At 61.5% G+C, this 24,773-nt stretch carries 24 protein-coding genes and 1 tRNA gene; 17 read left to right on the forward strand and 8 right to left on the reverse strand.

Annotation, left to right across the window (positions count from 1 at the left end; all coding sequences use genetic code 11):
- The first annotated feature begins 8 nt into the window (after positions 1–8).
- The 3 genes from ACEN93_RS17775 to ACEN93_RS17785 are packed head-to-tail and all read left to right on the forward strand — an operon-like array spanning position 9 to position 1,479.
- Complete coding sequence (locus ACEN93_RS17775) at positions 9–590, forward strand: RNA polymerase sigma factor (protein WP_371855319.1); 582 nt, start codon at positions 9–11, stop codon at positions 588–590.
- Positions 587–1,189: a hypothetical protein gene (locus ACEN93_RS17780; RefSeq protein ID WP_495610323.1), complete on the forward strand. Its 603-nt coding sequence runs from the start codon at positions 587–589 to the stop codon at positions 1,187–1,189. Before ACEN93_RS17775 ends, ACEN93_RS17780 begins: the two co-directional genes overlap by 4 nt.
- A 20-nt stretch (positions 1,190–1,209) precedes the next feature.
- Entirely contained in the window at positions 1,210–1,479 is a 270-nt protein-coding gene (locus ACEN93_RS17785) for a hypothetical protein (protein ID WP_219736870.1), read from the forward strand.
- Between the two features lie 65 nt (positions 1,480–1,544).
- On the opposite strand, the gene ACEN93_RS17790 is transcribed toward ACEN93_RS17785, so the two are convergent.
- A tRNA-Arg gene (locus ACEN93_RS17790) sits at positions 1,545–1,621 on the reverse strand.
- A 443-nt stretch (positions 1,622–2,064) separates the two neighbouring features.
- On the opposite strand from ACEN93_RS17790, the gene gabD reads away from it, so the two are divergent.
- The 3 genes from gabD (at position 2,065) to ACEN93_RS17805 (ending at position 6,324) form a co-directional block, all read left to right on the forward strand.
- Complete coding sequence (gene gabD, locus ACEN93_RS17795) at positions 2,065–3,507, forward strand: NADP-dependent succinate-semialdehyde dehydrogenase (protein ID WP_011331898.1); 1,443 nt, start codon at positions 2,065–2,067, stop codon at positions 3,505–3,507.
- A 186-nt stretch (positions 3,508–3,693) separates the two neighbouring features.
- Complete coding sequence (gene gabT, locus ACEN93_RS17800; protein ID WP_007957613.1) at positions 3,694–4,971, forward strand: 4-aminobutyrate--2-oxoglutarate transaminase; 1,278 nt, start codon at positions 3,694–3,696, stop codon at positions 4,969–4,971.
- Between the two features lie 141 nt (positions 4,972–5,112).
- Positions 5,113–6,324 carry a response regulator gene (locus ACEN93_RS17805; RefSeq protein ID WP_039772982.1) on the forward strand — a complete coding sequence of 404 codons (1,212 nt, stop codon included), beginning with the start codon at positions 5,113–5,115 and terminating at the stop codon, positions 6,322–6,324.
- 27 nt (positions 6,325–6,351) lie between these two features.
- On the opposite strand, the gene ACEN93_RS17810 is transcribed toward ACEN93_RS17805, so the two are convergent.
- Together ACEN93_RS17810 and desA are read right to left on the reverse strand one after the other, a co-directional pair.
- Positions 6,352–7,341 carry a GGDEF domain-containing protein gene (locus ACEN93_RS17810; RefSeq protein WP_495610324.1) on the reverse strand — a complete coding sequence of 330 codons (990 nt, stop codon included), beginning with the start codon at positions 7,339–7,341 and terminating at the stop codon, positions 6,352–6,354.
- 146 nt (positions 7,342–7,487) lie between these two features.
- Complete coding sequence (gene desA, locus ACEN93_RS17815) at positions 7,488–8,672, reverse strand: delta-9 fatty acid desaturase DesA (protein ID WP_039772978.1); 1,185 nt, start codon at positions 8,670–8,672, stop codon at positions 7,488–7,490.
- A 147-nt stretch (positions 8,673–8,819) separates the two neighbouring features.
- Here desA and dibA point away from each other — a divergent pair, with 147 nt between their 5' ends.
- From dibA to ACEN93_RS17845, 6 genes are all read left to right on the forward strand, one after another.
- Complete coding sequence (dibA, locus tag ACEN93_RS17820) at positions 8,820–10,739, forward strand: phosphodiesterase DibA (RefSeq protein ID WP_495610325.1); 1,920 nt, start codon at positions 8,820–8,822, stop codon at positions 10,737–10,739.
- Between the two features lie 190 nt (positions 10,740–10,929).
- Positions 10,930–11,112, forward strand: a complete 183-nt coding sequence (gene oscA, locus ACEN93_RS17825) for a sulfur starvation response protein OscA (RefSeq protein ID WP_039772974.1) — start codon at positions 10,930–10,932, stop codon at positions 11,110–11,112.
- A 139-nt stretch (positions 11,113–11,251) separates the two neighbouring features.
- The gene (locus tag ACEN93_RS17830) at positions 11,252–12,265 is read left to right on the forward strand and encodes a sulfate ABC transporter substrate-binding protein (RefSeq protein WP_011331904.1); all 1,014 of its coding nucleotides are present in this window, start codon (positions 11,252–11,254) and stop codon (positions 12,263–12,265) included.
- A 70-nt stretch (positions 12,266–12,335) separates the two neighbouring features.
- Positions 12,336–13,154 carry a sulfate ABC transporter permease subunit CysT gene (gene cysT / locus ACEN93_RS17835; protein ID WP_007952818.1) on the forward strand — a complete coding sequence of 273 codons (819 nt, stop codon included), beginning with the start codon at positions 12,336–12,338 and terminating at the stop codon, positions 13,152–13,154.
- A gap of 13 nt (positions 13,155–13,167) precedes the next feature.
- Positions 13,168–14,040 (forward strand): sulfate ABC transporter permease subunit CysW, encoded by an 873-nt coding sequence (cysW, locus tag ACEN93_RS17840; protein ID WP_011331905.1) that lies wholly within the window; start codon positions 13,168–13,170, stop codon positions 14,038–14,040.
- A gap of 3 nt (positions 14,041–14,043) precedes the next feature.
- Positions 14,044–15,033, forward strand: a complete 990-nt coding sequence (locus tag ACEN93_RS17845) for a sulfate/molybdate ABC transporter ATP-binding protein (RefSeq protein ID WP_064592629.1) — start codon at positions 14,044–14,046, stop codon at positions 15,031–15,033.
- Between the two features lie 123 nt (positions 15,034–15,156).
- Here the strand turns inward: ACEN93_RS17845 and ACEN93_RS17850 are convergent, their stop codons facing one another.
- Complete coding sequence (locus tag ACEN93_RS17850) at positions 15,157–15,681, reverse strand: Mpo1 family 2-hydroxy fatty acid dioxygenase (RefSeq protein WP_495610326.1); 525 nt, start codon at positions 15,679–15,681, stop codon at positions 15,157–15,159.
- Positions 15,682–15,766: 85 nt separating this feature from the next.
- Here ACEN93_RS17850 and ACEN93_RS17855 point away from each other — a divergent pair, with 85 nt between their 5' ends.
- Positions 15,767–16,450 carry a Crp/Fnr family transcriptional regulator gene (locus ACEN93_RS17855; protein ID WP_074689381.1) on the forward strand — a complete coding sequence of 228 codons (684 nt, stop codon included), beginning with the start codon at positions 15,767–15,769 and terminating at the stop codon, positions 16,448–16,450.
- A gap of 61 nt (positions 16,451–16,511) precedes the next feature.
- Here ACEN93_RS17855 and uraH read toward each other — a convergent pair whose 3' ends face one another.
- Together uraH and ACEN93_RS17865 are read right to left on the reverse strand one after the other, a co-directional pair.
- Positions 16,512–16,922, reverse strand: a complete 411-nt coding sequence (uraH, locus tag ACEN93_RS17860) for a hydroxyisourate hydrolase (protein WP_210710050.1) — start codon at positions 16,920–16,922, stop codon at positions 16,512–16,514.
- Positions 16,923–16,938: 16 nt separating this feature from the next.
- Entirely contained in the window at positions 16,939–17,421 is a 483-nt protein-coding gene (locus tag ACEN93_RS17865; RefSeq protein ID WP_495610327.1) for a GlcG/HbpS family heme-binding protein, read from the reverse strand.
- Positions 17,422–17,557: 136 nt separating this feature from the next.
- Here ACEN93_RS17865 and ACEN93_RS17870 point away from each other — a divergent pair, with 136 nt between their 5' ends.
- From ACEN93_RS17870 to ACEN93_RS17880, 3 genes are read left to right on the forward strand one after another with little or no spacing between them, the layout of a single operon-like run.
- On the forward strand, positions 17,558–18,238 hold the full coding sequence (locus ACEN93_RS17870; protein ID WP_039772967.1) for a heavy metal response regulator transcription factor: 681 nt from the start codon (positions 17,558–17,560) through the stop codon (positions 18,236–18,238).
- Positions 18,228–19,640: a heavy metal sensor histidine kinase gene (locus tag ACEN93_RS17875; protein WP_085667636.1), complete on the forward strand. Its 1,413-nt coding sequence runs from the start codon at positions 18,228–18,230 to the stop codon at positions 19,638–19,640. Before ACEN93_RS17870 ends, ACEN93_RS17875 begins: the two co-directional genes overlap by 11 nt.
- Positions 19,633–20,856, forward strand: coding sequence for a type II toxin-antitoxin system HipA family toxin (locus ACEN93_RS17880; RefSeq protein WP_085667637.1), 1,224 nt, complete (start codon positions 19,633–19,635; stop codon positions 20,854–20,856). The genes ACEN93_RS17875 and ACEN93_RS17880 overlap by 8 nt, the downstream gene beginning before the upstream one ends.
- A 15-nt stretch (positions 20,857–20,871) precedes the next feature.
- On the opposite strand, the gene ACEN93_RS17885 is transcribed toward ACEN93_RS17880, so the two are convergent.
- Positions 20,872–21,876: an AraC family transcriptional regulator gene (locus ACEN93_RS17885; RefSeq protein WP_085667638.1), complete on the reverse strand. Its 1,005-nt coding sequence runs from the start codon at positions 21,874–21,876 to the stop codon at positions 20,872–20,874.
- Between the two features lie 100 nt (positions 21,877–21,976).
- Between ACEN93_RS17885 and ACEN93_RS17890 the strand changes: the two genes are divergently transcribed.
- Positions 21,977–23,050 (forward strand): fatty acid desaturase, encoded by a 1,074-nt coding sequence (locus ACEN93_RS17890; protein WP_085667639.1) that lies wholly within the window; start codon positions 21,977–21,979, stop codon positions 23,048–23,050.
- Positions 23,051–23,159: 109 nt separating this feature from the next.
- Here the strand turns inward: ACEN93_RS17890 and ACEN93_RS17895 are convergent, their stop codons facing one another.
- Entirely contained in the window at positions 23,160–24,770 is a 1,611-nt protein-coding gene (locus ACEN93_RS17895) for an arylsulfatase (protein WP_495610328.1), read from the reverse strand.
- Between the last annotated feature and the right edge of the window lie 3 nt (positions 24,771–24,773).

Consider the following 24,773-nt stretch of genomic DNA (forward strand, 5'->3'; position numbering starts at 1 on the left):
TCACCCAGCTGTTTACCTCCGCCGACAGCCTTGAGGCCAGCAGCGACGAATCGCTGCTGGCCCGTTATCGCGAGGGTGACGGCAGGGCGTTCGAGATCCTGTACGCCCGTCATCGGCAGAGTCTTTACCGGTTTCTGCTCGGTTTGAGCGGCAAACCTGAACTGGCCGACGAGGTGTTCCAGGAGACCTGGCTGAGCCTGATCCGCAGCGCCAGTCAGCCACAAGGCCGGGCGACCTTTCGTACATGGTTGTTCCAGATTGCCCGCAATCGCCTGATCGACCACTGGCGCAAACACGGCGCCCGGCAACCGCTGCATGACAGCTATGACGAGCAATTCCACGCCGTCAGCGACGACGCCTCCGATCCCGAACAATTGCTCAACCTCAGCCGCGACAGCCAGCGCCTGGAGAGCGCCCTGCAATCCTTGCCCGCCGACCAGCGCGAAGTGTTCCTGCTGCGCGCCCATGGCGACCTCGACCTGGCGCAAATCGCCAGCCTCACCGAAACACCGCTGGAAACCGTCAAGAGCCGCTTGCGCTACGCCCAGCAAAAACTGCGTCGGCTGCTGGCCGAGGAGGTACTGACATGACGGACGCCCGCCCGACACCCGAAGAGCAAGTGCTCAAGCACGTGCGCGAACAGCACAACGCCGAACCGCCGGCGCATCTCGACGCGCTGATCCTCAACGCCGCCCGCCGTGAAACCCCGGCGCCACGGCAGAGTCTCTGGCAACGCTGGCTCAAGGCCTGCCAGACACCGCGCTACCAGGTGGTTTTCGCCAGCCTGGTCGGCATCGCGCTGATGCTGTCGCTGGTGCAGCGCGCGCCGGAGCCCGCCGCTCAATACGATTTCGCCCCCGCCGCGAAACCGGCCGCGCCCGTGGCCCGCCAGGAGGCCCGATCGTTGTCGGCCCCCGCTGGCGGGCTTTCCGCGCCTGCACCCGCGCCGATGGCGGAAATGGCTGCACCGATGCAGAGCGAATCGATCAGCGCCGACACGGCGGAGGAAGCCAAGGTCAGCAAGCGCGCCGCCGCCCCGGTCAACGGTCTCGACGCGCAACTGCGCGAGGTCCTGCGCCTGCGCGAGTCCGGCCAGTCGCAAGCGGCTGACACCCTGTTCAACAACTTGCACAAGCGCTACCCGAACGTGAATCTCGACCTGCGGCTGGAAAAAATCCGCAAGAACTGACCGTATCAGCCATCCGCCATTTGGCATTGACCCGCAAAAACGCGCACTATCGGGTCATTGCCGATGCGCTGGAGGATGCCGTGGCCCAAAAAATCGACCGCATCGCCCAAATGCTCAACTGCCCGGTGAAGGGTGAGGAACTGCGGCGGGCAGTGACGGAGAGTCGCAAGGAGTTTCTTCTGGCCAAGCAGGCCGAAGAGGATCTGGAGGAAGACGTTCTCGATGATGACTTGATCGAGGACGATGAAGACGATGATGAATACGACGAGTTTGACTGGACGACGGAGTGAGTCGCCAGCCAGCAGGCACAAAAAAGCCCCGGACCTTGCAGTCCGGGGCTTTTTCGTTTTGTTCATGGCGCACCAGGCGGGATTCGAACCCACGACCCCTGCCTTCGGAGGGCAGTACTCTATCCAGCTGAGCTACTGGTGCAGCGGGCGACATCATACCTAGGTCGGCTCGGGGCGTCCATGCCGGGTTTTGGCGTGGATTGTCAGTGCAAGTGTCGGTTGGAAAACTCTGCATTCCATAAAGCTGTAACGTCCTGCAAAAGGCTCGCTTGGCGCTTTGGGGAGGCTGTTCTATGGTTTCCCTGCGATCGGGGCTGTGGGTACGTTGATCTGAAATGTTCAGCAATTGCGGCGTTTTTGTTCTTTTTTTCGAACGCCCTATTGTCCTCCAACCCCTTTGAACCTAGGATTCGTTTGAGATTTCAAACGCTCCTTATCCAGGTGCTGAGCCGCACGCGTTTTGAGTCGTGCGCTATTTTTGTGCCAGCCCGGTAAATGATTTCCCTGACGGCAGCCTTGCGAGGCGCCTTTCTACAATCATAATTTTGCTCCGCGCCTTGCGCGGTGCTGTTAAGGAAAGCCGACATGCAGCTTAAAGACACCCAGTTGTTCCGCCAGCAAGCCTTCATCGATGGCGCATGGGTCGACGCGGACAACGGTCAGACGATCAAGGTCAACAACCCGGCCACTGGCGAGATTCTGGGCACCGTGCCGAAGATGGGCGCTGCCGAAACCCGCCGCGCCATCGAAGCCGCCGACAAGGCGCTTCCGGCCTGGCGTGCACTGACCGCCAAGGAGCGTGCAGGCAAACTGCGTCGCTGGTTCGAACTGATGATCGAGAACCAGGATGACCTCGCTCGCCTGATGACCCTCGAACAAGGCAAACCACTGGCCGAAGCCAAGGGCGAAATCGTTTACGCCGCTTCGTTCATCGAGTGGTTCGCCGAAGAAGCCAAGCGCATTTACGGCGACGTGATTCCGGGCCACCAGCCGGACAAGCGCCTGATCGTGATCAAACAACCGATCGGCGTGACCGCTGCCATCACCCCGTGGAACTTCCCGGCGGCGATGATCACTCGTAAGGCAGGTCCTGCGCTGGCCGCCGGTTGCACCATGGTGCTCAAGCCGGCTTCGCAAACGCCGTTCTCCGCATTCGCTCTGGCCGAACTGGCCCAGCGCGCCGGCATCCCTAAAGGTGTGTTCAGCGTGGTCTCCGGCAGCGCCGGCGATATCGGCAGCGAGCTGACCAGCAACCCGATCGTGCGCAAACTGTCCTTCACCGGCTCGACCGAAATCGGTCGTCAGCTGATGTCGGAATGCGCCAAGGACATCAAGAAAGTCTCCCTGGAACTGGGCGGCAACGCGCCATTCATCGTGTTCGACGACGCGGACCTGGATAAGGCCGTCGAAGGCGCGATCATTTCCAAGTACCGCAACAACGGCCAGACCTGCGTCTGCGCCAACCGTCTGTACATTCAGGATTCGGTCTACGACGCGTTCGCCGAGAAGCTGAAAGTGGCAGTCGCCAAGCTGAAGATCGGCAACGGTCTGGAAGAAGGCACCACCACCGGCCCGCTGATCGACGAGAAAGCCGTGGCCAAGGTGCAAGAGCACATTGCTGACGCCGTGAGCAAAGGTGCAACCGTTCTGGCCGGTGGCAAGCCGATGGAAGGCAACTTCTTCGAGCCGACCATCCTGACCAACGTGCCGAAAGACGCGGCGGTGGCCAAGGAAGAAACCTTCGGTCCGCTGGCGCCGCTGTTCCGCTTCAAAGACGAAGCCGACGTGATCGCAATGTCGAACGACACCGAGTTCGGTCTGGCTTCGTACTTCTACGCTCGCGACCTGGGCCGTGTGTTCCGTGTGGCTGAAGCCCTGGAATACGGCATGGTCGGCGTCAACACCGGGCTGATCTCCAACGAAGTCGCGCCGTTCGGCGGCATCAAGGCCTCGGGCCTGGGCCGTGAAGGCTCCAAGTACGGCATCGAAGATTACCTGGAAATCAAATACCTCTGCCTGGGCATCTAAGCCTCGGTAGAAGATCGCTGTAAACGCAAAGGGCACGAGAGCGCTGTCCCTTTGCGTCGTTTCAAACCGGAATTTTCTCTGCGGCCGGGAACGCCGTGGCAGTCGATCATCGCATGCTGCCACCGCCGATTCCTCCCGCTTTATCCTTGAACCACGCCGCCCGATGAGCGGCGAATGAGGACTGTAATGAGCAAGACTAACGCTGAACTGATGGCCCGTCGTACCGCAGCTGTTCCACGTGGTGTTGGCCAGATTCACCCGATCTTCGCCGAGTCCGCGAAGAACGCGACAGTGACCGACGTTGAAGGTCGTGAATTCATCGACTTCGCCGGCGGTATCGCCGTACTGAACACCGGCCACGTGCACCCGAAAATCATCGCCGCCGTGACCGAGCAGCTCAACAAGCTGACCCACACCTGCTTCCAGGTGCTGGCCTATGAGCCGTACGTCGAACTGTGCGAGAAAATCAACGCTCGCGTACCGGGCGACTTCGCCAAGAAAACCCTGCTGGTGACCACCGGTTCCGAAGCCGTTGAAAACGCCGTCAAGATCGCCCGTGCCGCCACTGGCCGCGCTGGCGTGATCGCCTTCACCGGCGCTTACCACGGTCGCACCATGATGACCCTGGGCCTGACCGGTAAAGTCGTGCCTTACTCGGCCGGCATGGGCCTGATGCCAGGCGGCATCTTCCGCGCGCTGTACCCGAACGAACTGCACGGCGTGAGCATCGACGACTCGATCGCTTCCATCGAGCGCATCTTCAAGAACGACGCCGAGCCGAAAGACATCGCCGCGATCATCATCGAGCCTGTGCAGGGTGAAGGTGGTTTCTACGTCGCACCGAAAGAATTCATGAAGCGTCTGCGCGCCCTGTGCGACCAGCACGGCATCCTGCTGATCGCTGACGAAGTGCAGACCGGCGCTGGCCGTACCGGCACGTTCTTCGCCATGGAACAGATGGGCGTTGCTGCCGACCTGACCACTTTCGCCAAATCCATCGCTGGCGGCTTCCCGCTGGCCGGTGTCTGCGGCAAGGCCGAATACATGGACGCCATCGCGCCAGGCGGCCTGGGCGGCACCTACGCCGGTAGCCCGATCGCTTGCGCCGCGGCCCTGGCCGTGATGGAAGTGTTCGAAGAAGAAAAACTGCTGGACCGCTGCAAGGCTGTCGGCGAGCGTCTGGTCACCGGCCTGAAAGCCATCCAGGCCAAGTACCCGGTGATCGGCGAAGTCCGTGCCCTGGGCGCCATGATCGCAGTCGAGCTGTTCGAAAACGGCGACAGCCACAAGCCAAACCCGACCGCCGTTGCTGCTGTCGTGGCCAAGGCGCGTGACAAGGGCCTGATCCTGCTGTCCTGCGGCACCTACGGCAACGTGCTGCGCGTCCTGGTACCGCTGACCTCGCCGGACGAGCAACTGGACAAAGGCCTGGCGATCATCGAAGAGTGCTTCTCGGAGCTGTAATCCGTAGCACCGTGTGATCGGATCGACAAAAAACCCGCTTCGGCGGGTTTTTTCATGCCGGGAGAAACACCTGCGCGGTTTTCAGGTTGTACCGAAACGCCAGCATTGGCTAAGGTTCAAGCATTGCAAGGGAGGGCGAGCATGACGGCCGTCGATTTACCCGCTGTACCAAGAGTCCTGATTGCCGAGGCCGACCCGTGGTCTCGTGACCTGCTCAAACAAGTGTTGCTGAATGTGCGTTGCGACGCGCGGCTGGATCTGTGCGCCGATGGCCAGGAGGCAATGACGCTGCTCAGCGAAGTGCCCTATGACCTGGCGATCGTCGACTGGGAGTTGCCCGGCGTCGATGGCTTGAACGTGTTGCGCAGCGTGCGCCAGCGCAAACGCAATCCGCCGCTGCCGTTCATTCTGATGAGCAGTCGCAACGACAGCGCCAGCGTGCGCGAAGCCTTGCCGCTGGCGCCGACCGCCTACCTGGCCAAACCCCTGAACATGGAAAGCCTGACCGAGCGTTTGCAGGGGCTGCTGCTGAACGCCGGTGAGGAAGTGTTCTGCGAAGTACCGGCGCTGGCGCCGGGCATGACATTGTCGGTGTTCCTCGAACGTCGCCGCGAGCAGGCCGACGGCGCGCCGCTGATGACCGACGTGCAAGTGGCGGTCAAGCGCAGCCTCAATCCCAACGGCCTGGATCTGAAGCTGCTGGAAGAGGAAATTCGCACCGACCCGCAGATCACCGCCGTGTTGATCGCCGCCGCCAACAGCGCCGCCCAGCACCACGGTGCGCCAGTACAGACCCTGGCGCAGGCGCTGCATCGCCTGGGCACCGGCCAAAGCATGAACCTGATCCTTGGTTTGGCACTCAAGCGCAGCGCCCGGCTCAGCGACCCATGCCTGGCCGATTACGCCGAGCGTTATTGGGGCCTGTCGTTGCACACCGCCGAATACGCCCGCACCTTGGCGCGTCTGCTCGATCTGGATCAGGAACGCTGCTACTGCGCCGGGATGCTCCATCGCCTCGGCGATCTGGCGTTGCTGCGTTGTCTTCAAGAGTGGAAGCAGGCCGGCGGCGAGCTGGATGAACTGGAAGAAGTCGGCGATGCGCTGGCCGAATTCGGTGCGGCGTATGGCTCGGCGCTGCGCACTCGCTGGCGTTTGCCGCTGGAGTTGCGCGAGCTGATTGCCTCGGTCTACCAGCTCGGTGGCGGGGTGTATTCCCGCGAGGCATTGGTGATGAACATGGCGGCGCAGATGGCGCGGCTGACCGAGCATGAGGGCGTTGAGGAGCTGGCGAAGAGCCGCACGGCGCGCTTGCTCAAAATCGGCTTGCCGGAGCTGATGCGGATGCGCAAATAGCGGCTTGATTGCGCATCCGCTCTTGAATCAGGCGGAAATGATCCGGTTCTTGCCCTGCCGTTTGGCCTCGTACATCGCCGCGTCTGCGCGGGCGAACAGGGTGTCGAGGCTTTCATCTTCCGGGGTGAGGCTGGTCAGGCCCTGGCTGACGGTGATACCGAACGTCTGTTCACCGTGATTGAAACTCAGCCGCTGGATTTCCCGTTGCAGCCGTTTGGCCACCTGCATCGCCATGTCCGGCGCACAGCCCGGGAAAACCGCAGCGAATTCCTCACCGCCAATCCGCCCGAACAGGTCTCCCCGGCGTAACGAGGCACGACCGCATTCGGCGATTCGTTGCAGCACGTTGTCGCCTTCCGGGTGGCCGTAGGTGTCGTTGATCACTTTGAAGTCATCGATGTCCAGCAGCAGGAATGCCATTTGCGCGCCTTGCAGGCGGGCTTGTTCAAATTCCCGGTGGGCGCATTCGAAGAAGTGCCGGCGATTGCTGCTCTGGGTCAGCACGTCGGTGGTGGCCAGGCGTTGCAGTTCGGTTTCCATCTGCTTCTTGTCGGTGATGTCTTCGGCGATGCCGACGATGATCACCGGTTGCCCCGGTTCGTCCTGACGATTGATGAAGCACTTGTCGCTGACCCAGCGAACCTGGCCGTCGGCGGCGATGATCCGGTATTCACGGTCTTCCACGGCGCCTTTGTGCAGCACTTCGGCGAGGCTGCGTTCGGCGTATTCCAGATCATCCGGGTAGATGCTGTCGCGCCACTGGTTGTAGTCGGCCAGCAACAGGCCCGCGGAACGACCGAAGATCCGCTCGTAAGCGGGGCTGACGTACAACACCTGACGGGTTTCCCAGTTGAAGGCCCAAAGCACGGCGTTGACGCTGACCAGCAGCGAACTGAACAGCTGCTCGCGTTCGCTGAGCCGGGCGACTTCGCCCTGGGCGTGCATCAATGCCATCAGGGTTTGCGCGGCCTCGGGCCACTGGGGAGGGGATGAGTCTTTTTGATTGTTGTTGACCATCGACACGAATCTCAAAGGGCGTGCCGATCAATCGACAACGGCCACGGGAAAACCCGCCGGGGGTGGCGAAGTGTCTTTGAGATAGGGGATCGAGGGTGAAGTTCCGAAGGGTGCGCCCGGGAACCGGGCGCACCGATCAACGGCACTCAGGCGGCGACAGGGCGCAGCGAGTAGGTTTTCAACTGGTCAGCGAATTCGCGCAGGGACTGGATGCCGCTGGCCTCGGCCTCGTGTACCCATTCCTTGATGGCGGCGAGCATGTCGTGGCCATTTGCGCTGGTCTTGACCCAGATCTGCTGCAGGGCCAGACGTTTCTCGTAGATTACCTTCAGCGCCTGGCTGTGCTCGAGCATGTTCTGGATGCGCGCGTGGTGGCGATCTTCCAGCAGACTGGTTTCCCGCGAGAGCAGGCGTTTGGCCCGGTGGAACTGGTGGCGTACCGAATGATCGACCTTGGCCAGTTCCTGCTTGACCAGCGGGCCGATCACCAGCTTGCGGTACTGGGCCATGATCTGGAAGCGGTTGTTGAGGATCGCCATGGCGGTGTCCATGTCCAGGCTGCCCTTGCCTTCGACGCGGTGGGCGATCGGGGCAACACGCTGGACCTTGGCCAGACGCAGGAAGCTGAAGACCTGGATCCAGGCCCAGCCGAGGTCGAACTCCCACTTCTTGACCGACAGCTTGGCCGAGTTGGGGTAGGTGTGATGGTTGTTGTGCAGTTCTTCGCCGCCGATCAGGATGCCCCAAGGCACCAGATTGGTCGCCGCGTCGCGGCATTCGAAGTTGCGGTAGCCGACGGCATGGCCGAGACCGTTGACCACGCCGGCCGCCCAGACCGGGATCCACATCATCTGGATCGCCCAGATGGTGATGCCGATGGTGCCGAACAGCAGCAGGTCGACGACGGCCATGATCGCCACGCCCAGCAGCCGGTAGCGGCTGTAGAGGTTGCGCTCGATCCAGTCTTCGGGGCAGTTCTTGCCGTAGATGCGCAGGGTTTCCGGGTTCTGCGCTTCTTCGCGGTACAGCTCGGCACCTTTGCGCAAGACGGTGGAAAGACCCTTGACGACCGGGCTGTGCGGGTCGTCTTCGGTTTCGCATTTGGCGTGGTGTTTGCGGTGGATGGCAGTCCACTCGCGGGTGTTCTGCGCCGTGGTCAGCCACAGCCAGAAACGGAAGAAATGCTTCAGGCCGGCATTCAGCTCCAGGGAGCGATGGGCCGAGTAGCGGTGCAAGTAGACCGTGACGGCAACGATCGTCACGTGGGTCATCACCAGGGTGACGGCGACCAGCGACCAGGCCGACAAGCCAAGAAAACCTTCGTACCACATAGGCTATAGGGCCCTCGATAAAGAAAAAAACAGCCGTTGCATTATCACCAAGCACACAGATAAAACCAGTCGCCCTTTCAGATAAGAGATGGCTGGATGTTTCTTGACCTATAATCCCGACATTTTTGTAGGGACATGGACGGCCGAATGTCTGCCACATACCGCGATGCCTTGCGTGCAGCGCTGCTTTACCTGGTCCTTGCCGTGGTCTGGCTGCAAGGTACTGGTTATTTATTGAACAGTTTCTTCGATAGCTCTGACGAGTTGCTGCGCTGGCAACTGATCAACGGCTACTTGTTCGTGGCGCTCAGCGCCGGGTTGATCTTCCTGGCCCGGGCGCGGCTGTTCGAATGCCTGGGCATCGGCGCCCGATTGCGTGAACGCCAGGCGGATCGCGAACGCCTGCGTCAGGCCGCTGCGGTATTCGATTGCACACGCGAAGGCGTGCTGGTCACGGACCGGCAGGGGCTGATCGTGCACGTCAATCGCGCGTTCATGGAAATCACCGGTTATCAGCGCGATGAAGTCATCGGCCAGCAGCCCAGCATGTTCAAGTCCGGGCACCATCCGCCGGGGTTCTATCAGGCGATGTTCGCTTCTTTACAGGCGCGGGACGAATGGAGCGGCGAGATCTGGAACCGGCGCAAGAGCGGTGAAATCTACCCGCAATGGCAGACGATCCGGGTCATTCGTGACGATGACAACCGTCTCAGCCATTACGTCGCGGTGTTTTCCGACATCAGCGCGATCAAGGATTCCGAGCACGAACTCAAGCACCTGGCCCACCACGATCCGCTGACCGACCTGCCCAACCGCCTGCTGTTCAGCGACCGCGCCGAACAGGCGCTGGCATCGGCGCAGACCCACAAGCGCGGCTGCGCATTGCTGATGATCGATCTGGACCATTTCAAACTGATCAACGACAGCCTCGGTCACACCATTGGTGACCGTTTGCTCAAGGCCGTCGCCGCGCGTTTGCAGGGGTTGTTCGGGCCGGGCATCACCCTGGCGCGGCTGGGCGGCGATGAATTCGCGGTTCTGCTGGAAAGTTGTCCACAGCCGGCACAGGCGGCAGCGCTGGCTCAGCGTATTCTCGATGCGCTCAAGGAGCCGTTCTGCCTCGACGGCCATGAACTGTTCATCAACGCCAGCCTCGGCATCAGCCTGTTTCCCAGCGATGCACTGAGCGCCGAACAGCTGTTGCGCAACGCCGATGCGGCACTGTTCAAGGCCAAGAGCAGCGGCCGCAATGGCTACGCGCTGTACACCGAAGAACTCACGGCTCACGCCCAGCAGCGGGTCGAAATCGCCTTCGAGTTGCGCCGCGCGCTGGAGCAGCAGGAACTGCGGGTCTACTACCAACCGGTGCACGACCTGCAAACCAGTCGCCTGATCGGCGTCGAGGCGCTGGTGCGTTGGGAGCATCCGCAGCGGGGCCTGGTGTCGCCGGCGGAGTTCATCCCGATTGCCGAGCGTACCGGGCTGATCTCGGAAATCGACGCCTGGGTCATGCAGCAGGCCTGCCGGCAGATGTGCCAATGGCAGCAGGCCGGGGTGGTGCTGTCGTTTGTCGCGGTGAACGTGTCCTCGCGGTTATTTGCTCGCCGCGAGTTGTATCAGCAGGTGGCGCAGGTGCTGCACGAGACCGGCCTGGATCCGGCCTATCTGGAGCTGGAAGTCACCGAAAGCGCGGTGATGGACGATCCGGAAGTCGCGCTGGAACAGATGCATCGTTTGCGCGAGCTGGGCATTCGTCTGGCCATCGATGACTTCGGCACCGGTTATTCGTCGTTGCTGCGGCTCAAGCGCCTGCCGGTGCAGAAGCTCAAGATCGATCAGGGTTTCGTCGCCGGCCTGCCGTGGGACGAGGACGATGCGGCGATCGTCCGGGTGATCATCGCCCTGGCCCGCAGCATGGGCATGCAGGTGCATGCCGAGGGCATCGAGCAGGTGGAACAGGCCGCGTTCCTGCTGGAGCAGGCCTGTGATCTGGGGCAGGGCTACTGGTTTGGGCGGCCGGTCCCGGAAGCGCAAATCGACTGGAACCGGGCGCCCTTGATCGGTTGATGACGGCGTACGGCGGGTTTGCCGGCGGGCAAATCCGCCGCAAACCCTTGCTGCATCACATAATGTTTTCCAGTTATATAAACATTCTTAAATAGTCTTTTTAAGAATATCCAAAGCTCTCTTATATTGCTCCCACGCCGAACGCAGTGCCGCCCACTGCCAGGCATATCCCATACAAAGGAGCAGCACCATGAGCGCATCCCTGCGTAGCGTTGACGGTCAGGACGAAAGCACCATTTTGCGCGAAATCCAGAGCGCCTTGCGCGACCTGCGTTTCGGCGCGGTGGAAATCACTGTGCATAACGCCCAGGTGGTCCAGATCGAACGCAAAGAGAAATTCCGCTTGCAGCAACCGGGCAACAAACCGAGCTGAATCCAGAAAGATTCCAGCCTGCGCCCGCTCTTGCCGGGGATCAATGCAAGAGTGGGCGCAGGCGGTGATCTTTACAGGCAACCCGATTTTCGCAATCCATAAGAAAAAGCCACCACCAAGAATTCCAGGAGCTTTCACCATGTCGTCGATTCGCCGTTACGCTTTGGCCGCCCTGGCCAGTGCTGTGTTTGCCGGTTCCGCGGTTGCCAAGGATTACGAACTGCTCAACGTGTCGTATGACCCGACGCGCGAGCTGTATCAGGATTACAACGCCGAATTCGTGAAGTACTGGCAGTCGGAGCACGCCGGCGACACTGTGAAAATCCAGCAATCCCACGGCGGTTCGGGTAAGCAGGGCCGTGCGGTGATCGACGGTCTGCGCGCCGACGTCGTGACCCTGGCCCTGGCCGGCGACATCGACGAAATCGCCAAGCTCGGCAAGACCCTGCCGGCCGACTGGCAGAAGCGTCTGCCGGACGCCAGCACTCCTTACACCTCGACCATCGTGTTCCTGGTGCGCAAGGGCAACCCGAAAGGCATCAAGGACTGGGGCGATCTGATCAAGAATGACGTCTCGGTGATCACCCCGAACCCGAAAACCTCCGGCGGTGCGCGCTGGAACTTCCTCGCGGCGTGGGCCTACGGTCTGAAAGCCAACGGCGGCAACGAAGCCAAAGCCAAGGAATACGTACAGACCCTGTTCAAGCACGTGCCGGTTCTGGACACCGGCGCCCGTGGCTCGACCATCACCTTCGTCAACAACGGTCAGGGTGACGTGTTGCTGGCCTGGGAAAACGAAGCCTTCCTGGCGCTGAAAGAAGACGGCGGCAAGGACAAGTTCGACATCGTCGTGCCTTCGCTGTCGATCCTCGCCGAACCACCGGTGGCTGTGGTCGACAAGAACGCCGAGAAGAAGGGCAACGAGCAGATCGCCGAAGCCTACCTCAAGCACCTGTACAGCCCGGCCGGTCAGGAAATCGCGGCGAAGAACTTCTACCGCCCGCGTGACAAGGACGTGGCAGCCAAGTACGCCCAGCAGTTCCCGAAACTGGAACTGGTGACCATTGACAAGGACTTCGGCGGCTGGAAAACCGCACAGCCGAAATTCTTCAACGACGGTGGCGTGTTCGACCAGATCTATCAGGCGCAGTAAGTTTCAATAGCCTAAAACGAGCCCCGGATTTATGTTCGGGGCTTTGCGCGTTCTCAAACCAAGGACTTTTATGTCGCGTCGTATCTCCCCCGTCATACCCGGCTTCGGGCTGACGCTGGGCTACACCTTGGTGTACCTCAGCCTGATTGTGCTTATCCCGCTGGCGGCGATGTTCGTCCACGCCGCCCAACTCACCTGGGATCAGTTCTGGACGATCATCTCCGCGCCCCGCGTGCTCGCCGCATTGAAGCTGAGCTTCGGCACCGCGCTGTGCGCCGCGATCATCAACGGCATCATCGGCACGTTGCTGGCCTGGGTGCTGGTGCGTTACACGTTCCCGGGGCGCAAGGTGATCGACGCGATGATCGATCTGCCGTTCGCCCTGCCGACCGCGGTGGCCGGTATTGCGCTGACGGCGCTGTACACCCCGACCGGACTGGTCGGGCAGTTCGCCGCCGACCTCGGTTTCAAAATCGCCTACACCCCACTCGGAATCACCCTGGCGCTGACCTTCGTGACGCTGCCGTTCGTGGTGCGCACGGTGCAGCCGGTGCTGGCCGACATCCCGCGTGAAGTCGAAGAAGCGGCCGCATGCCTCGGTGCCAAACCGTTGCAGGTGTTTCGCCACATTCTGCTGCCGGCGCTGTTGCCGGCCTGGCTGACCGGTTTCGCCCTGGCGTTCGCCCGGGGCGTCGGCGAGTACGGTTCGGTGATATTCATCGCCGGCAACATGCCGATGAAAACCGAGATCCTGCCGCTGCTGATCATGGTCAAGCTCGACCAGTACGATTACACCGGCGCTACCTCCATCGGCGTGTTGATGCTGGTGGTTTCCTTCGTCCTGTTGCTGCTGATCAACTTGCTGCAGCGGCGCATCGAAACCCCATAAGGAGGCGCGAACCATGTCCCAATCGTCTATTGCGGCCGCTTCCTCGGCCAACGCCGCCCGCCGTGGCAGCGCCACTTCGCGGCGGATCCTGATCGGCCTCGGCTGGCTGATTTTCTTCCTGTTTCTGCTGCTGCCGCTGTTCATCGTGGTGTCGCAGGGATTGAAGAACGGCCTCGGTGCATTCTTCACTGCGATCTTTGAACCGGATGCCTTGTCGGCGCTGAAACTCACCGTGATCGCGGTGCTGGTGTCGGTGCCGCTGAACCTGGTGTTCGGTGTCAGTGCCGCGTGGTGCGTGAGCAAGTACTCGTTCCGCGGCAAGAGCATGCTGGTGACGCTGATCGACCTGCCGTTCTCGGTATCACCGGTGATCGCCGGTCTGGTCTACGTGTTGATGTTCGGCGCCCAGGGCCTGTTCGGGCCGTGGCTGCAGGATCACGACATCCAGATCGTCTTCGCCCTGCCGGGCATCGTGCTGGCGACGATCTTCGTCACCGTGCCGTTTGTGGCCCGTGAACTGATCCCGCTGATGCAGGAACAAGGCACTCAGGAAGAGGAAGCCGCGCGCCTGCTCGGCGCCAATGGCTGGCAGATGTTCTGGCATGTGACCGTCCCCAACATCAAATGGGGCCTGATCTATGGCGTGGTGCTGTGTACCGCGCGGGCCATGGGTGAGTTCGGTGCGGTGTCGGTGGTTTCCGGGCACATTCGCGGGGTGACCAACACCTTGCCGCTGCACGTCGAGATCCTCTACAACGAATACAACCACGTGGCCGCGTTCGCCGTGGCGAGCCTGTTGCTGATCCTGGCGCTCTTCATCCTGCTGCTCAAGCAGTGGAGCGAAAACCGTATCAACCGCCTGCGCGCCAGCGCCGCGGAGGAATAATTCATGTCGATCGAAGTGCGTAACGTCAGCAAGAATTTCAATGCGTTCAAGGCGCTGGACAACATCAGCCTGGACATCCACAGCGGTGAACTGGTGGCGCTGCTCGGCCCGTCCGGCTGCGGCAAGACCACCTTGCTGCGCATCATTGCCGGTCTGGAAACCCCGGATAACGGCAACATCGTGTTCCACGGCGAGGACGTGTCCGGCCACGACGTGCGGGATCGCAACGTCGGTTTCGTGTTCCAGCACTACGCCCTGTTCCGCCACATGACCGTGTTCGACAACGTCGCGTTCGGCCTGCGCATGAAACCGAAAAACCAGCGCCCGAACGAAAGCCAGATCGCGACCAAGGTCCACGAGCTGCTGAATATGGTGCAACTGGACTGGCTGTCGGATCGTTATCCGGAGCAACTGTCCGGCGGCCAGCGTCAGCGTATCGCCCTGGCCCGCGCCCTGGCGGTAGAGCCGAAAGTGCTGCTGCTCGATGAGCCGTTCGGCGCCCTCGACGCCAAGGTGCGTAAAGAGCTGCGCCGCTGGCTGGCGCGCCTGCACGAAGACATCAACCTGACCTCGGTGTTCGTGACCCACGACCAGGAAGAGGCGATGGAAGTGGCTGACCGCATCGTGGTGATGAACAAGGGTGTGATCGAGCAGATCGGCTCACCGGGCGACGTCTACGAAAACCCGGCCAGCGATTTCGTCTATCACTTCCTCGGCGACTCGAACCGTCTGCATCTGGGCGATGACAATCACGTGCTGTTCCGCCCGCACGAAGTGTCGCTGTCGCGGCATGAACTGGAGGATCACCACGCCGCTGAAGTCCGCGATATCCGGCCGCTGGGTGCGACCACGCGGGTGACGTTGAAGGTTGAGGGCCAGGCTGATCTGATCGAGGCGGAAGTGGTGAAAGACCACGACAGCCTGACCGGGTTGGCCAAGGGGGAGACGTTGTTCTTCAAGCCGAAGGTCTGGCAGAAAGTCGCCAGCCTTTGATCTCGCTCGTTCCCACGCTCTGCGTGGGAACGCCGCTATGGACGCTCCGCGTCCACTGTGACGCGGAGCGTCACGGGATTCATTCCCACGCAGAGCGTGGGAACGAGCGAGCCGGGCAGTGGTTCAGACAGCCGCGCGATGCGGATTGACCCGCACCACACCCGCCCGCGCCTCGATCTGCTCTTTCAGCTCATGCCGCATCCCGAGCATGAACGCCAGTTCCGCCACCACAAACAGCGGCCCGACAATCAGTCCGCTCACGTCATCGACGAACGCCGGTTTGCGCCCCTCGTAATGGTGTCCGACAAACTGGATCACCCAGCCGATCACGAACATCGCCAGACCTGCACTCAGCCAGACCATGGTGCTCTGCTGCGCCAGGACATGCCCGGCCCAGACCGACAGCCCCATCAACACGGTCATCAGAACCCCGAGCTTCAGCTCCAGACGCAGGTAAAACCACGCCGAAGCAAGGGCAGCGATCACCGCCGGGGAAATCCACAATCCGCCCACCGACCATTCCGGCCGCGACAACAGCACGGCCACCGCCACCACAATCAGCGGAATCCCGATAAAGTGGCTGGCGATATTGCGCGGGTCACGGTGGTAAGCGGCGTATTGACTCAAATGATCGACGAGGCTTTTCATTGTTGTTCCTCCTGTAGGGTGATCGAATCATGCCCCGGGTTCACGGCTCGCTCTGTCAGGCAGGCGACAATCTTTCGGAGAACGCATGGATAAGGTCTGGCGTGAGCGCCTGCTGACCGGGCAATGGTTCAGTCATCTGCCCTCGTCCTTTCAGGATAGTCTGCTGGCGGCGGCCCGGGAGCGGCGGCTGGCGGCGGGGCAGCGCTTGTTCAAGCGCGGAGATGCGCCGTGCGGGCTGTACGCGGTGCTCGATGGCGCGGTACGCATCGGCGCGGTCAGCGAGCAGGGCAAGGAGGCGTTGCTGAGTCTGGTGGAGGCGCCGCACTGGTTCGGCGAAATCTGCCTGTTCGACGGCCAGCCCCGCACCCACGATGCCTACGCGGTCGGGCCCTGCACGCTGCTGAACATTCCCCAGGCCACGCTGCTGAAACTGCTCGACGAGCAACCTGTTTATTGGCGGCATCTCGCTCTGTTGATGAGCCACAAGCTGCGCCTGACCTTCATCAACCTCGAACAGCTGAGCCTGCTGCCGGCCCCGGCACGTCTGGCTCATCGCTTGCTGATGATCGCCGAGGGCTATGGCGAACTGGACCCGCCGCGCCGCGTGCTGCAACTGCCTCAGGAGCAGTTGGCGTCGATGCTGTCGCTGTCGCGGCAGACCACCAACCAGATCCTCAAGGAGTTGCAGGGGCAGGGGATTATCGGCTTGAGTTATGGCGAGATCGAAATCCTCGACGCTGTGCGACTGCGCGCGCTGGCGACCCTCTGAAGAACACGGGTTTCCCTGTGGGAGCGGGCTTGCCCGCTCCCACATTGGATCGATGTTGTTTTTACGAACCGCGATAAGTGGAGAAGCCATAAGGGCTCAGCAGCAGCGGAATGTGGTAGTGCTGATCCGTCTGCTTCACTTTAAAGATCACCGGAATCTCCGGGAAAAACGTCTCGTGCTTGGTCTTCTCGAAGTACTCACCGGTCTTGAACACCACCCGATACTCACCGGCTTCGAACGGTTTGTTCGCCGGGAACAGTTCGGCGATCCGCCCCTGTTCATTGGTGGTGCCCTGCGCCAGCGGCTGCCAGTCCTGGCCGACATGGCGCTCCAGCGTCACGTTGATGCCCGACGACGGCAGGCCGTTTTCCAGATTGAGTACGTGTACGCTCAGCGGGTTGCCGGCGGCCAGCGCCAGGCTCGAAAAAGCGCTCAGGCCAAGCGCGGTGAAAGTCATGCGCAGTGGGGTCATGGTGATGCTCCTGGGGTCAAGTACGGTTGATGGACAGGCCGACGATGTCGGCAGCCTTGATTGCGCAGTTTTCGTCCTGCTCGCCGCCGCCGGAACCGGCCACGCCCATGGCGCCGACCAGTTCTTTCCCGGCAAACAGAGGGATGCCACCGCCTAGCAACAGCAACTCATCGAGGGTGTTGAGGTTGGCGGTTTCCGGGTTGTTGCGGGCGCGCTCGGCAAACAATCGGGTCGGGGATTTCGTCGATAGCGCGGTGTAGGCCTTGCGTTGGCTGGCGGCGGTGTTGTGTGGGCCAATACCGTCGCCGCGCAGGATCACCAACAGGTTGCCGCCACGGTCGAGCACCGACACCGTGCCGGTGCAGGTTTCCAGCGCTGTGTCGGCCAGCAGCCGTGCGGTTTTCAGATCGAGGTCGGCGTGATGGGGCAGATCAGGCGCGGCGATTGCGGCGGTGCCGAAGCTGATTGCCAGGCTGGCGATCAAGTATTTAGCGGTCATGGACAGGCTCCTGAAGCGAAGGCCACCACCTTATCCGCCGGTCCCCGTCGAAACCTCGTCAGTCGGATTACAAGTTTGTAATGGGCAACGTCGCCGAAGGGGCCTAGCCTGTGTCTCTGATCAATCGAGGTGTGCCATGCGTTTGCTGGTCGTAGAAGATGAAGCCAAAACCGCGAACTTCATCGCCAAAGGGCTGGGTGAGTCGGGTTTTGCCGTGGACGTGGCGCTGAATGGCCTCGACGGTCGCTACTTTATTGAGCAGCAGGAATATGACCTGATCATCCTCGACGTGATGCTGCCGGGCCTCAACGGCTGGCAACTGCTGCAGCTGATCCGCCAGCGCGGCGCCACGCCGGTGCTGTTCCTGACGGCGAAGGACGCCATCGAAGACCGCGTGCGCGGCCTCGAACTGGGGGCCGATGACTATTTGCTCAAGCCGTTCGCCTTCGCCGAATTGCTCGCGCGGGTGCGCACGTTGTTGCGGCGCGGGCCGATGCGCGAGGCCGAGTCGTACAGCATCGCCGACCTGGAAATCGACGTGCTGCGCCGCCGGGTCAGCCGGGGCGGCCAGCGCATCGCCCTGACCAACAAGGAATTCGCCCTCCTGCATTTGCTCGCCAGCCGCCAAGGTGAGGTGCTGTCGCGCACGCTGATCGCTTCGCAGGTGTGGAACCTGAATTTCGACAGCGATACCAACATGGTCGAAGTCGCGGTGCGTCGGCTGCGTTCGAAAGTCGATGATCCATACATGCCCAAACTGATCCACACCGTGCGCGGGGTCGGCTATCAACTCGAAGCGCCCGACGATGCGCGCTAGATCCATCGCCTGGCGCCTGGCCCTGGCGTTCGCTGCTGTCTGTGCGTTGGTACTCAGCGCGATTGGCGTGTTCCTGTATCGCTCGCTGGCCTCGGAAATCGCCTGGCGCGACGACATGGCGTTACTCGGTCGCCTGGAACAGGTGCGCGCGCTGCTCGCCGACAGCGACAGCCTCGACGCCCTGCAGGCGCGGCCACGGCTGTACCAGAACATGCTGGGCAACCTCGACAGTCTGCTGCTGGTGCAACGCGCGGACGGCTCGAATGTGATCACGATCAACCCTCGCCAGCGCGCACTGCCGCCCGTGCAGGCCATCCCCCGGGATCAGCCGCCGCAACGCCGTGATGTGCTGACCTGGCAGGCGGCGGACGGTGTCGAGCTGGCCCTGCTGTCAGGTCAGGCCCAAGGGCCGAACGGCGAAGCGCTGACCGTGATTGCCGGCAAGGTGCTGAGCGAGCGCGAACAGATGCTCGGCAGCTATCGCCTGCGCTTGTATCTGGCCGTCGGCCTTGGCGCCTTGCTTGCCTTCACCTTGGGTCTGGTGCTGTTGCGCCGAGGCTTGCGCCCTCTGCGCAAGCTGAGTGAAGCGCTGCGCGGCATCGACCTGCGCAGCCTCGACCAACGCGTTCCTACCGCCGGCACGCCAGCGGAATTGCTGGAACCGGTGCACGCGCTGAACGGCATGCTGGTGCGGCTGGACGACGGCTTCCAGCGCCTCTCACAGTTTTCCGCCGACCTCGCCCACGAAATCCGCACGCCGTTGCACACCTTGCTCGCGAGCAACGGCCAGGCACTGAATTACCCGCGCAGCAGCACCGAGTATCAGGAAGTGCTGGCGTCGAACATGGAAGAGTTCGAACGGCTCAAGCGCATGGCCGAGAACCTGATGTTTCTCGCTCGCGCCGAGCAGGCTGAGCGAGCACTCGATCTGCGCACGCTGAAGTTGCACGAAATCGGCGATGAGTTATGCGACTACTTCGAAGCCCTGGCCGATGACCGGGGAATCCGTCTGGAAAACACGTTCAGCGGAGAATTGCTGGCGGATCAGCAACTGCTGCAACGCGCCTTGGGCAACCTGTTGGCCAACGCCGTACGCCATGCCGACGCCGATTCGGTCATCAGCCTGCGCCGACGCGATGAGCCAGGCCTGTGCTGGCTGCAGGTCCACAACCACGGCCCGGTTATCGCGGATGAACATCTGGGCAAACTGTTCGACCGCTTCTACCGCGTCGACCCGTCCCGCGCGGAGCCAGGAGACTCCGGCGGATTGGGACTGGCAATCGTGCAGTCGATCATGCAGTTGCATGGGGGGCGGGTGCGGGTGAGTAGTGAAGTTAAGGGAACAGTTTTTGAGCTTGGTTTCCCTCTTGATGCACCGAGGAGGGTGAATTCTCATGATTGATTTGATTCGGGGTTTGGAAATCACCGTCGCTGATAGCTCCGTAGGGACACTCGTTCGTGGGCAGTCCGGCATGGAGAGCGTGTTCAGATACTGTGAGGGCGTGAACGCTGAGAATGCTGTTTCGCTAACGATGTCAGCTCGGATGGAAAACTACGGCTGGGAGCGAGGTGTTCATCCGATTTTCGAGATGAACTTGCCAGAAGGGGCATTGCGCGATGAATTGATTCGACGCTTCGGCGAAGCAGTTCGTGACTTCGATGCTTTTGCGTTGCTGGCAATAGTGGGTTCAAGTCAGCTAGGACGGCTGGCAGTAGCCTGCGAATCGGTCACAGATCATCAGCCCGAAACGTTATTGTCCGATCTTTTGATACATGACGGCGTTCATGGCTTGTTTGACAATCTGTTGCACAAACATGGCCAGTATTCCGGTGTTTCAGGCGTGCAGCCTAAGGTGTTGGTACGCGATGGTGTGACAGCCGCTCTTTACCCGATTCACCGAGGCTCCACACATCTGGTCAAAGCCTTCCGTCCCGAAGAGTTTCCCGAGCTGGCGACCAACGAATACTTCTGTATGCGCGCCGCAGCGCTTAGCGGACTTGAAGTGCCAAAGTTTGAATTGAGTGAGCAGGGCAAGTTTCTGGTGGTCGAGCGTTTTGACCTGACTGAGCATGGCTATCTGGGTTTCGAGGACTTTTGCGTACTCAATGGCTGGCCTTCCAGAGCCAAATACGATGGTTCTTACGAAGGCGCTGCCCGACAGATCAAAGCCTTTGTTTCTCCTGCGCTGTTGAGTCAGGCGCTGGAAGCTTTTTTCAAGATCGTGGCGCTGTCAGCGGGACTGAAAAACGGCGATGCGCATCTGAAGAACTTCGGTGTGCTGTATGACCATTGCGGCGCGCAGGCTTCGATCCGGCTAGCCCCGGCTTACGACATCATCACCACATCGGTTTACATCAGGAACGACAGCCTGGCCTTGCTGTTGGGCGGGTCGAAGGCATGGCCCAAGTACAAGGCGCTGATGCGCTTCGGCCGTACGGCGTGCAATCTCACTGAAGGCCGGTGCAATGAACTACTGCAGCAGGTTGTTCATGGCATGCAGACGGCGATGGCGGAAATGCTTGAGCATTGCCGAACCCATCAGGCGTTCGCCGAGGTAGGTACGGCAATGATCGAGCAGTGGGAATCCGGGATTGAGCGCAGTCTGACCAAGGGTTGAGCGACCCATTTGCGCTCAGCGCAACTGATCCCGAAACTGCCCCGGCGTCATCCCCGTCCAGCGTTTGAACGCGCGGCTGAAGCTGCTGGTGTCGGCAAATCCCAACAGGTAACTGACCTCGCTCAGCGAGCATTGCGGATCGCGCAGGTGCAGCAGCGCGAGGTTTTCGCGGCTTTCATTCAGCAGGGTGTCGAAGCGACAACCCTCGTCTGCCAGATGCCGTTGCAGGCTGCGCAGGCTCAGGTGCAGGGCCTGGGCGATGCGTTCGGCGCTGGGTTCGCCTTCGGGCAGTTGTTCTTCGATGGCGTCGCGCACCTTGCGCTCCCAGGTCAGCGGTTTGAGCTGGGCGAGGGTGCGTTTGAGCACCGCTTCGTTGTGCTCGGCCAGTTCCGGGTTGGCGTCGTCGAGGTGGCTGTCGAAGTCGGTGAGGGCGAATTCGATCCGGTCTTCTTCGGCGCAAAAGTGCACCGGCGAGCGGAACACCTTGTGCCATTGATGCGCATCGACCGGTTCCGGGCGACGCAGGTACACCGCCAGTGGCGCGTAGTCGCGGCCCAGGCGATTGCGGCAGGTGCGTACGTAGATGGCGGCAAAGGCGTCGATGGCTTCGAAGGCGGGCGCCGGATTGCCGGCCGGGATTTTCAGGCGAAAGCGGTAGCGGTCCTCGGTGCGGGTCAGCTCCAGTTCCAGCGCGTCGCTGACCACCTGGTGATAACGCACGATCCGCTCGAACACTTCCCGCAGGCTGCCGCTGGCCACTAACGCATAGCCCAGTGCGTGAAAGGTCGTGGGGCTGACGAACCGCGACACCCGCAAGCCGATTGCCGGATCGCCGCTGACCTGCACCGCGATTTCCCACAGGCGCGTGGTGGCGGACAACGGATAGCGGGCGTTCGGGTCGTCCATCAGTTGCGGATCGAGCCCGGCCTGCTGACACAGGGCAGTGCTGTCCAGCCCCAGCGCGTCGAGTTGCTTGCGCAGGGCACGGGTCCAGCTGGCGAGAGAAGTCGGTTCCTTCATGCTGATTGGCGCTTCCGGTCAACAGGTTGGCGTTCTCGGCTACCGCGTTTGGAGTCCGCGCGAGGCAGGATGCGAACATCAATAACCAGAGGATGGAAGCATGGACCGTACTTCTGCAAGCCCCCAGCGACACAATGCTGCCCAGCGATCAGCGCATATTCGCGAAGTGGTGCTGGCCAAGGGCGTGGAACTGCGCGAGCGCTACCCGATTCTCAAGCATCAGGATGCACTCGGCGCCGGGATTCTCGCCTTTGCCCTGGCCGGAATGATCGGTTCGGCGGCGCTGTATATCAGCGGGCACCTGGCGTGGTGGGCGTGCCTGTTGCTCAACGCGTTCTTCGCTTCGCTGACCCATGAGCTTGAGCACGACCTGATCCACAGCATGTATTTCCGCAAACAGCGGGTGCCGCACAACCTGATGATGGGCCTGGTGTGGCTGGCGCGGCCGAGCACGATCAACCCGTGGATTCGCCGCCATCTGCACCTCAATCATCACAAGGTGTCCGGCACTGAAACCGACATGGAAGAACGGGCGATCACCAACGGCGAGCCATGGGGTTTTGCGCGATTGCTGATGGTCGGCGACAACGTGATGTCAGCATTCATCCGCATGCTCCGGGCCAAGACCTGGACGCACAAGTTCAGCATCATCAAGCGTACGCTGAAGGTCTACGCGCCGCTGGCGCTGGTGCATTGGGGGGCGTGGTATGTGTTTCTCGGGTTCCATGCCGCCAACGGGATCGCCTCGTTGATGGGCTCGCCGATTGAATGGTCGGCGACCACGCTTTCAGTGATGCAGGTGATCGATATCGCCGCCGTGGTGATCATTGGCCCGAACGTGTTGCGCACGTTTTGCCTGCACTTCATCAGCTCCAACATGCATTACTACGGGGATGTGGAACCGGGCAATGTGTTGCAGCAATGTCAGGTGCTGAATCCTTGGTGGCTGTGGCCGTTGCAGGCGTTCTGCTTCAACTTCGGCAGCAGTCACGGGATTCATCATTTTGTGGTGAAGGAGCCGTTTTACATTCGCCAGCTGACGGTGCCGGTGGCGCATAAGGTGATGCGGGAGATGGGGGTTCGGTTTAATGATTTCGGGACGTTCGGGCGGGCGAACCGGTTTGTACGCCAAGTGAAGGTATCGGCCGAAGAGGCTCGTACAGCTCAGGCTTGATGGGTGATTGCAACGCTCTCATCGCGAGCAGGCTCGCTCCCACAAGTGAATTGTGAATACGATCCAATGTGGGAGCGAGCCTGCTCGCGATGGCAATATTTCAGCCCCCTCAATCCGGCTGAAACGGCGATTCACTCAAAATCACCCCGGTCTCCTCCACATACCGCTGCCAATGCTCGATCAGCGCTTCAAGCCTTTGCGGCTGACTCGACGCCAGGTTATGAATCTCCCCCGGATCACTGCCCAGATCGTAAAGCTGCCAGGTCGCCGGCCCCACCGGCCCGGGAATCCACACCGCCTTCCACTGACCCTGCCGAATCGCCCGGCGCCCGAACAATTCCCAGCCGGTGACGGTGTGTTCGTCATGCACCTGCGCTGTCTCGCCGGACAAAAAGCCCAGCCACGATTTCCCGCGCAACGGCGCCACCGGTTTGCCGTGCCATTGCTTGCCCGGATGGCGCACGCCGGCCAGATCGAGGATGGTCGGCGTGATGTCCATCACCGTGCCGAAACCATGGCTGATCTGTCCCTTCAGCGGCAGTTGCGGATAGTGCAGCAGCGCCGGAACGCGAATTCCGCCCTCGGTGGTGAACGCCTTGAACAGGCGTGACGGCGCGGTCGCCACCTGCGCCCAGTTCGGCCCGTACCAGACATAGGAATTGGCGCGGCCGATGTTGTCGAGGCTGTTGTCGTAATGCTGGCTCAGATACGTCATCAGCTCCGGACCGAATTTCGGAAAGGCTTCCAGCAGCGCGCCTTCGGCACCGTTGTCGGACATGAACAGGATGAAGGTGTTGTCGAGCTGGCCCTGCTGGCGCAGGTAGTCGACGACACGGCCGATGTTCCAGTCCATGCGCTCGACCATCGCGGCGTAGACTTCCATCGCCCGGGCGGAAATGCGTTTTTGTTCATCGCTCAGCGCGTCCCATTGCGCGGTCAGCTGGATCAGCGGATGCGGTTCGACATCCGGCTCGATCAGCCCCAGCGACTTGAGTTTTTCCAGACGCTCGAGGCGCAAGACTTCGGGGCCCGCGTCGTAGCGGCCACGGTATTTTTCGACGATGTCGGCGGGGGCCTGCAACGGCCAGTGCGGCGCGGAGAACGGCAGGTACGCGAAGAACGGCCGGCTCTGGTCGCGCTCCTTGAGGTACTGCAACAGCTTGTCGCCGAACGCGTCGGAGGAATAGAAATCCTTGGGCAATTCGTCGATGAACGTGTCGTCCTCGATGTACAGCGCCGGGGTGGATTTCAGCAGGCCGGGTGTGTGTTCATCGTAGGTGGGTTCGAATCCGTAGTGGTTCGCCGCGCCGGGTAGCAGCGAGAACGAACGCTCGAAGCCTCGGGCGTGGGGCGCCAGTTCGGCGGTCAGGCCCAAGTGCCATTTGCCGCTCATCAAGGTCTGGTAACCGGCCTCGCGCAGCAACTCCGGCAGCGCGACGACACGGTCATTGAGATAGCCTTCGTAACCCGGTTTGCCGATCAAATCCGGAGTCAGCGCTTCGGCCATGGTGCCGATGCCGGCGATGTGGTGATCGGTGCCGGTGAGCAGCATCGAGCGGGTCGGCGAACAGGTCGGTGCGGTGTGAAAATCGGTCAGGCGCAGGCCATTGTTGGCCAGGGCATCGAGGTTCGGCGTGGCGATTTCGCCGCCGAACGCGCCGATGTCGGAGAAGCCGAGGTCATCGGCCAGAATCACCAGAAAGTTGGGACGTTGCGGCATCGA

The organism is Pseudomonas sp. Pseusp21 (assembly GCF_059492145.1).

Bases quoted from the DNA above. Each gene is read 5' to 3' on its own strand.
- ACEN93_RS17780 (WP_495610323.1), top strand. From the start codon at position 587: ATGACGGACGCCCGCCCGACACCCGAAGAGCAAGTGCTCAAGCACGTG.
- gabD (WP_011331898.1), top strand. From the start codon at position 2,065: ATGCAGCTTAAAGACACCCAGTTGTTCCGCCAGCAAGCCTTCATCGAT.
- gabT (WP_007957613.1), top strand. From the start codon at position 3,694: ATGAGCAAGACTAACGCTGAACTGATGGCCCGTCGTACCGCAGCTGTT.
- ACEN93_RS17805 (WP_039772982.1), top strand. From the start codon at position 5,113: ATGACGGCCGTCGATTTACCCGCTGTACCAAGAGTCCTGATTGCCGAG.
- ACEN93_RS17810 (WP_495610324.1), bottom strand. From the start codon at position 7,341: ATGGTCAACAACAATCAAAAAGACTCATCCCCTCCCCAGTGGCCCGAG.
- desA (WP_039772978.1), bottom strand. From the start codon at position 8,672: ATGTGGTACGAAGGTTTTCTTGGCTTGTCGGCCTGGTCGCTGGTCGCC.
- dibA (WP_495610325.1), top strand. From the start codon at position 8,820: ATGTCTGCCACATACCGCGATGCCTTGCGTGCAGCGCTGCTTTACCTG.
- oscA (WP_039772974.1), top strand. From the start codon at position 10,930: ATGAGCGCATCCCTGCGTAGCGTTGACGGTCAGGACGAAAGCACCATT.
- ACEN93_RS17830 (WP_011331904.1), top strand. From the start codon at position 11,252: ATGTCGTCGATTCGCCGTTACGCTTTGGCCGCCCTGGCCAGTGCTGTG.
- cysT (WP_007952818.1), top strand. From the start codon at position 12,336: ATGTCGCGTCGTATCTCCCCCGTCATACCCGGCTTCGGGCTGACGCTG.
- cysW (WP_011331905.1), top strand. From the start codon at position 13,168: ATGTCCCAATCGTCTATTGCGGCCGCTTCCTCGGCCAACGCCGCCCGC.
- ACEN93_RS17845 (WP_064592629.1), top strand. From the start codon at position 14,044: ATGTCGATCGAAGTGCGTAACGTCAGCAAGAATTTCAATGCGTTCAAG.
- ACEN93_RS17850 (WP_495610326.1), bottom strand. From the start codon at position 15,681: ATGAAAAGCCTCGTCGATCATTTGAGTCAATACGCCGCTTACCACCGT.
- ACEN93_RS17855 (WP_074689381.1), top strand. From the start codon at position 15,767: ATGGATAAGGTCTGGCGTGAGCGCCTGCTGACCGGGCAATGGTTCAGT.
- uraH (WP_210710050.1), bottom strand. From the start codon at position 16,922: ATGACCCCACTGCGCATGACTTTCACCGCGCTTGGCCTGAGCGCTTTT.
- ACEN93_RS17865 (WP_495610327.1), bottom strand. From the start codon at position 17,421: ATGACCGCTAAATACTTGATCGCCAGCCTGGCAATCAGCTTCGGCACC.
- ACEN93_RS17870 (WP_039772967.1), top strand. From the start codon at position 17,558: ATGCGTTTGCTGGTCGTAGAAGATGAAGCCAAAACCGCGAACTTCATC.
- ACEN93_RS17875 (WP_085667636.1), top strand. From the start codon at position 18,228: ATGCGCGCTAGATCCATCGCCTGGCGCCTGGCCCTGGCGTTCGCTGCT.
- ACEN93_RS17880 (WP_085667637.1), top strand. From the start codon at position 19,633: ATGATTGATTTGATTCGGGGTTTGGAAATCACCGTCGCTGATAGCTCC.
- ACEN93_RS17885 (WP_085667638.1), bottom strand. From the start codon at position 21,876: ATGAAGGAACCGACTTCTCTCGCCAGCTGGACCCGTGCCCTGCGCAAG.
- ACEN93_RS17890 (WP_085667639.1), top strand. From the start codon at position 21,977: ATGGACCGTACTTCTGCAAGCCCCCAGCGACACAATGCTGCCCAGCGA.
- ACEN93_RS17895 (WP_495610328.1), bottom strand. From the start codon at position 24,770: ATGCCGCAACGTCCCAACTTTCTGGTGATTCTGGCCGATGACCTCGGC.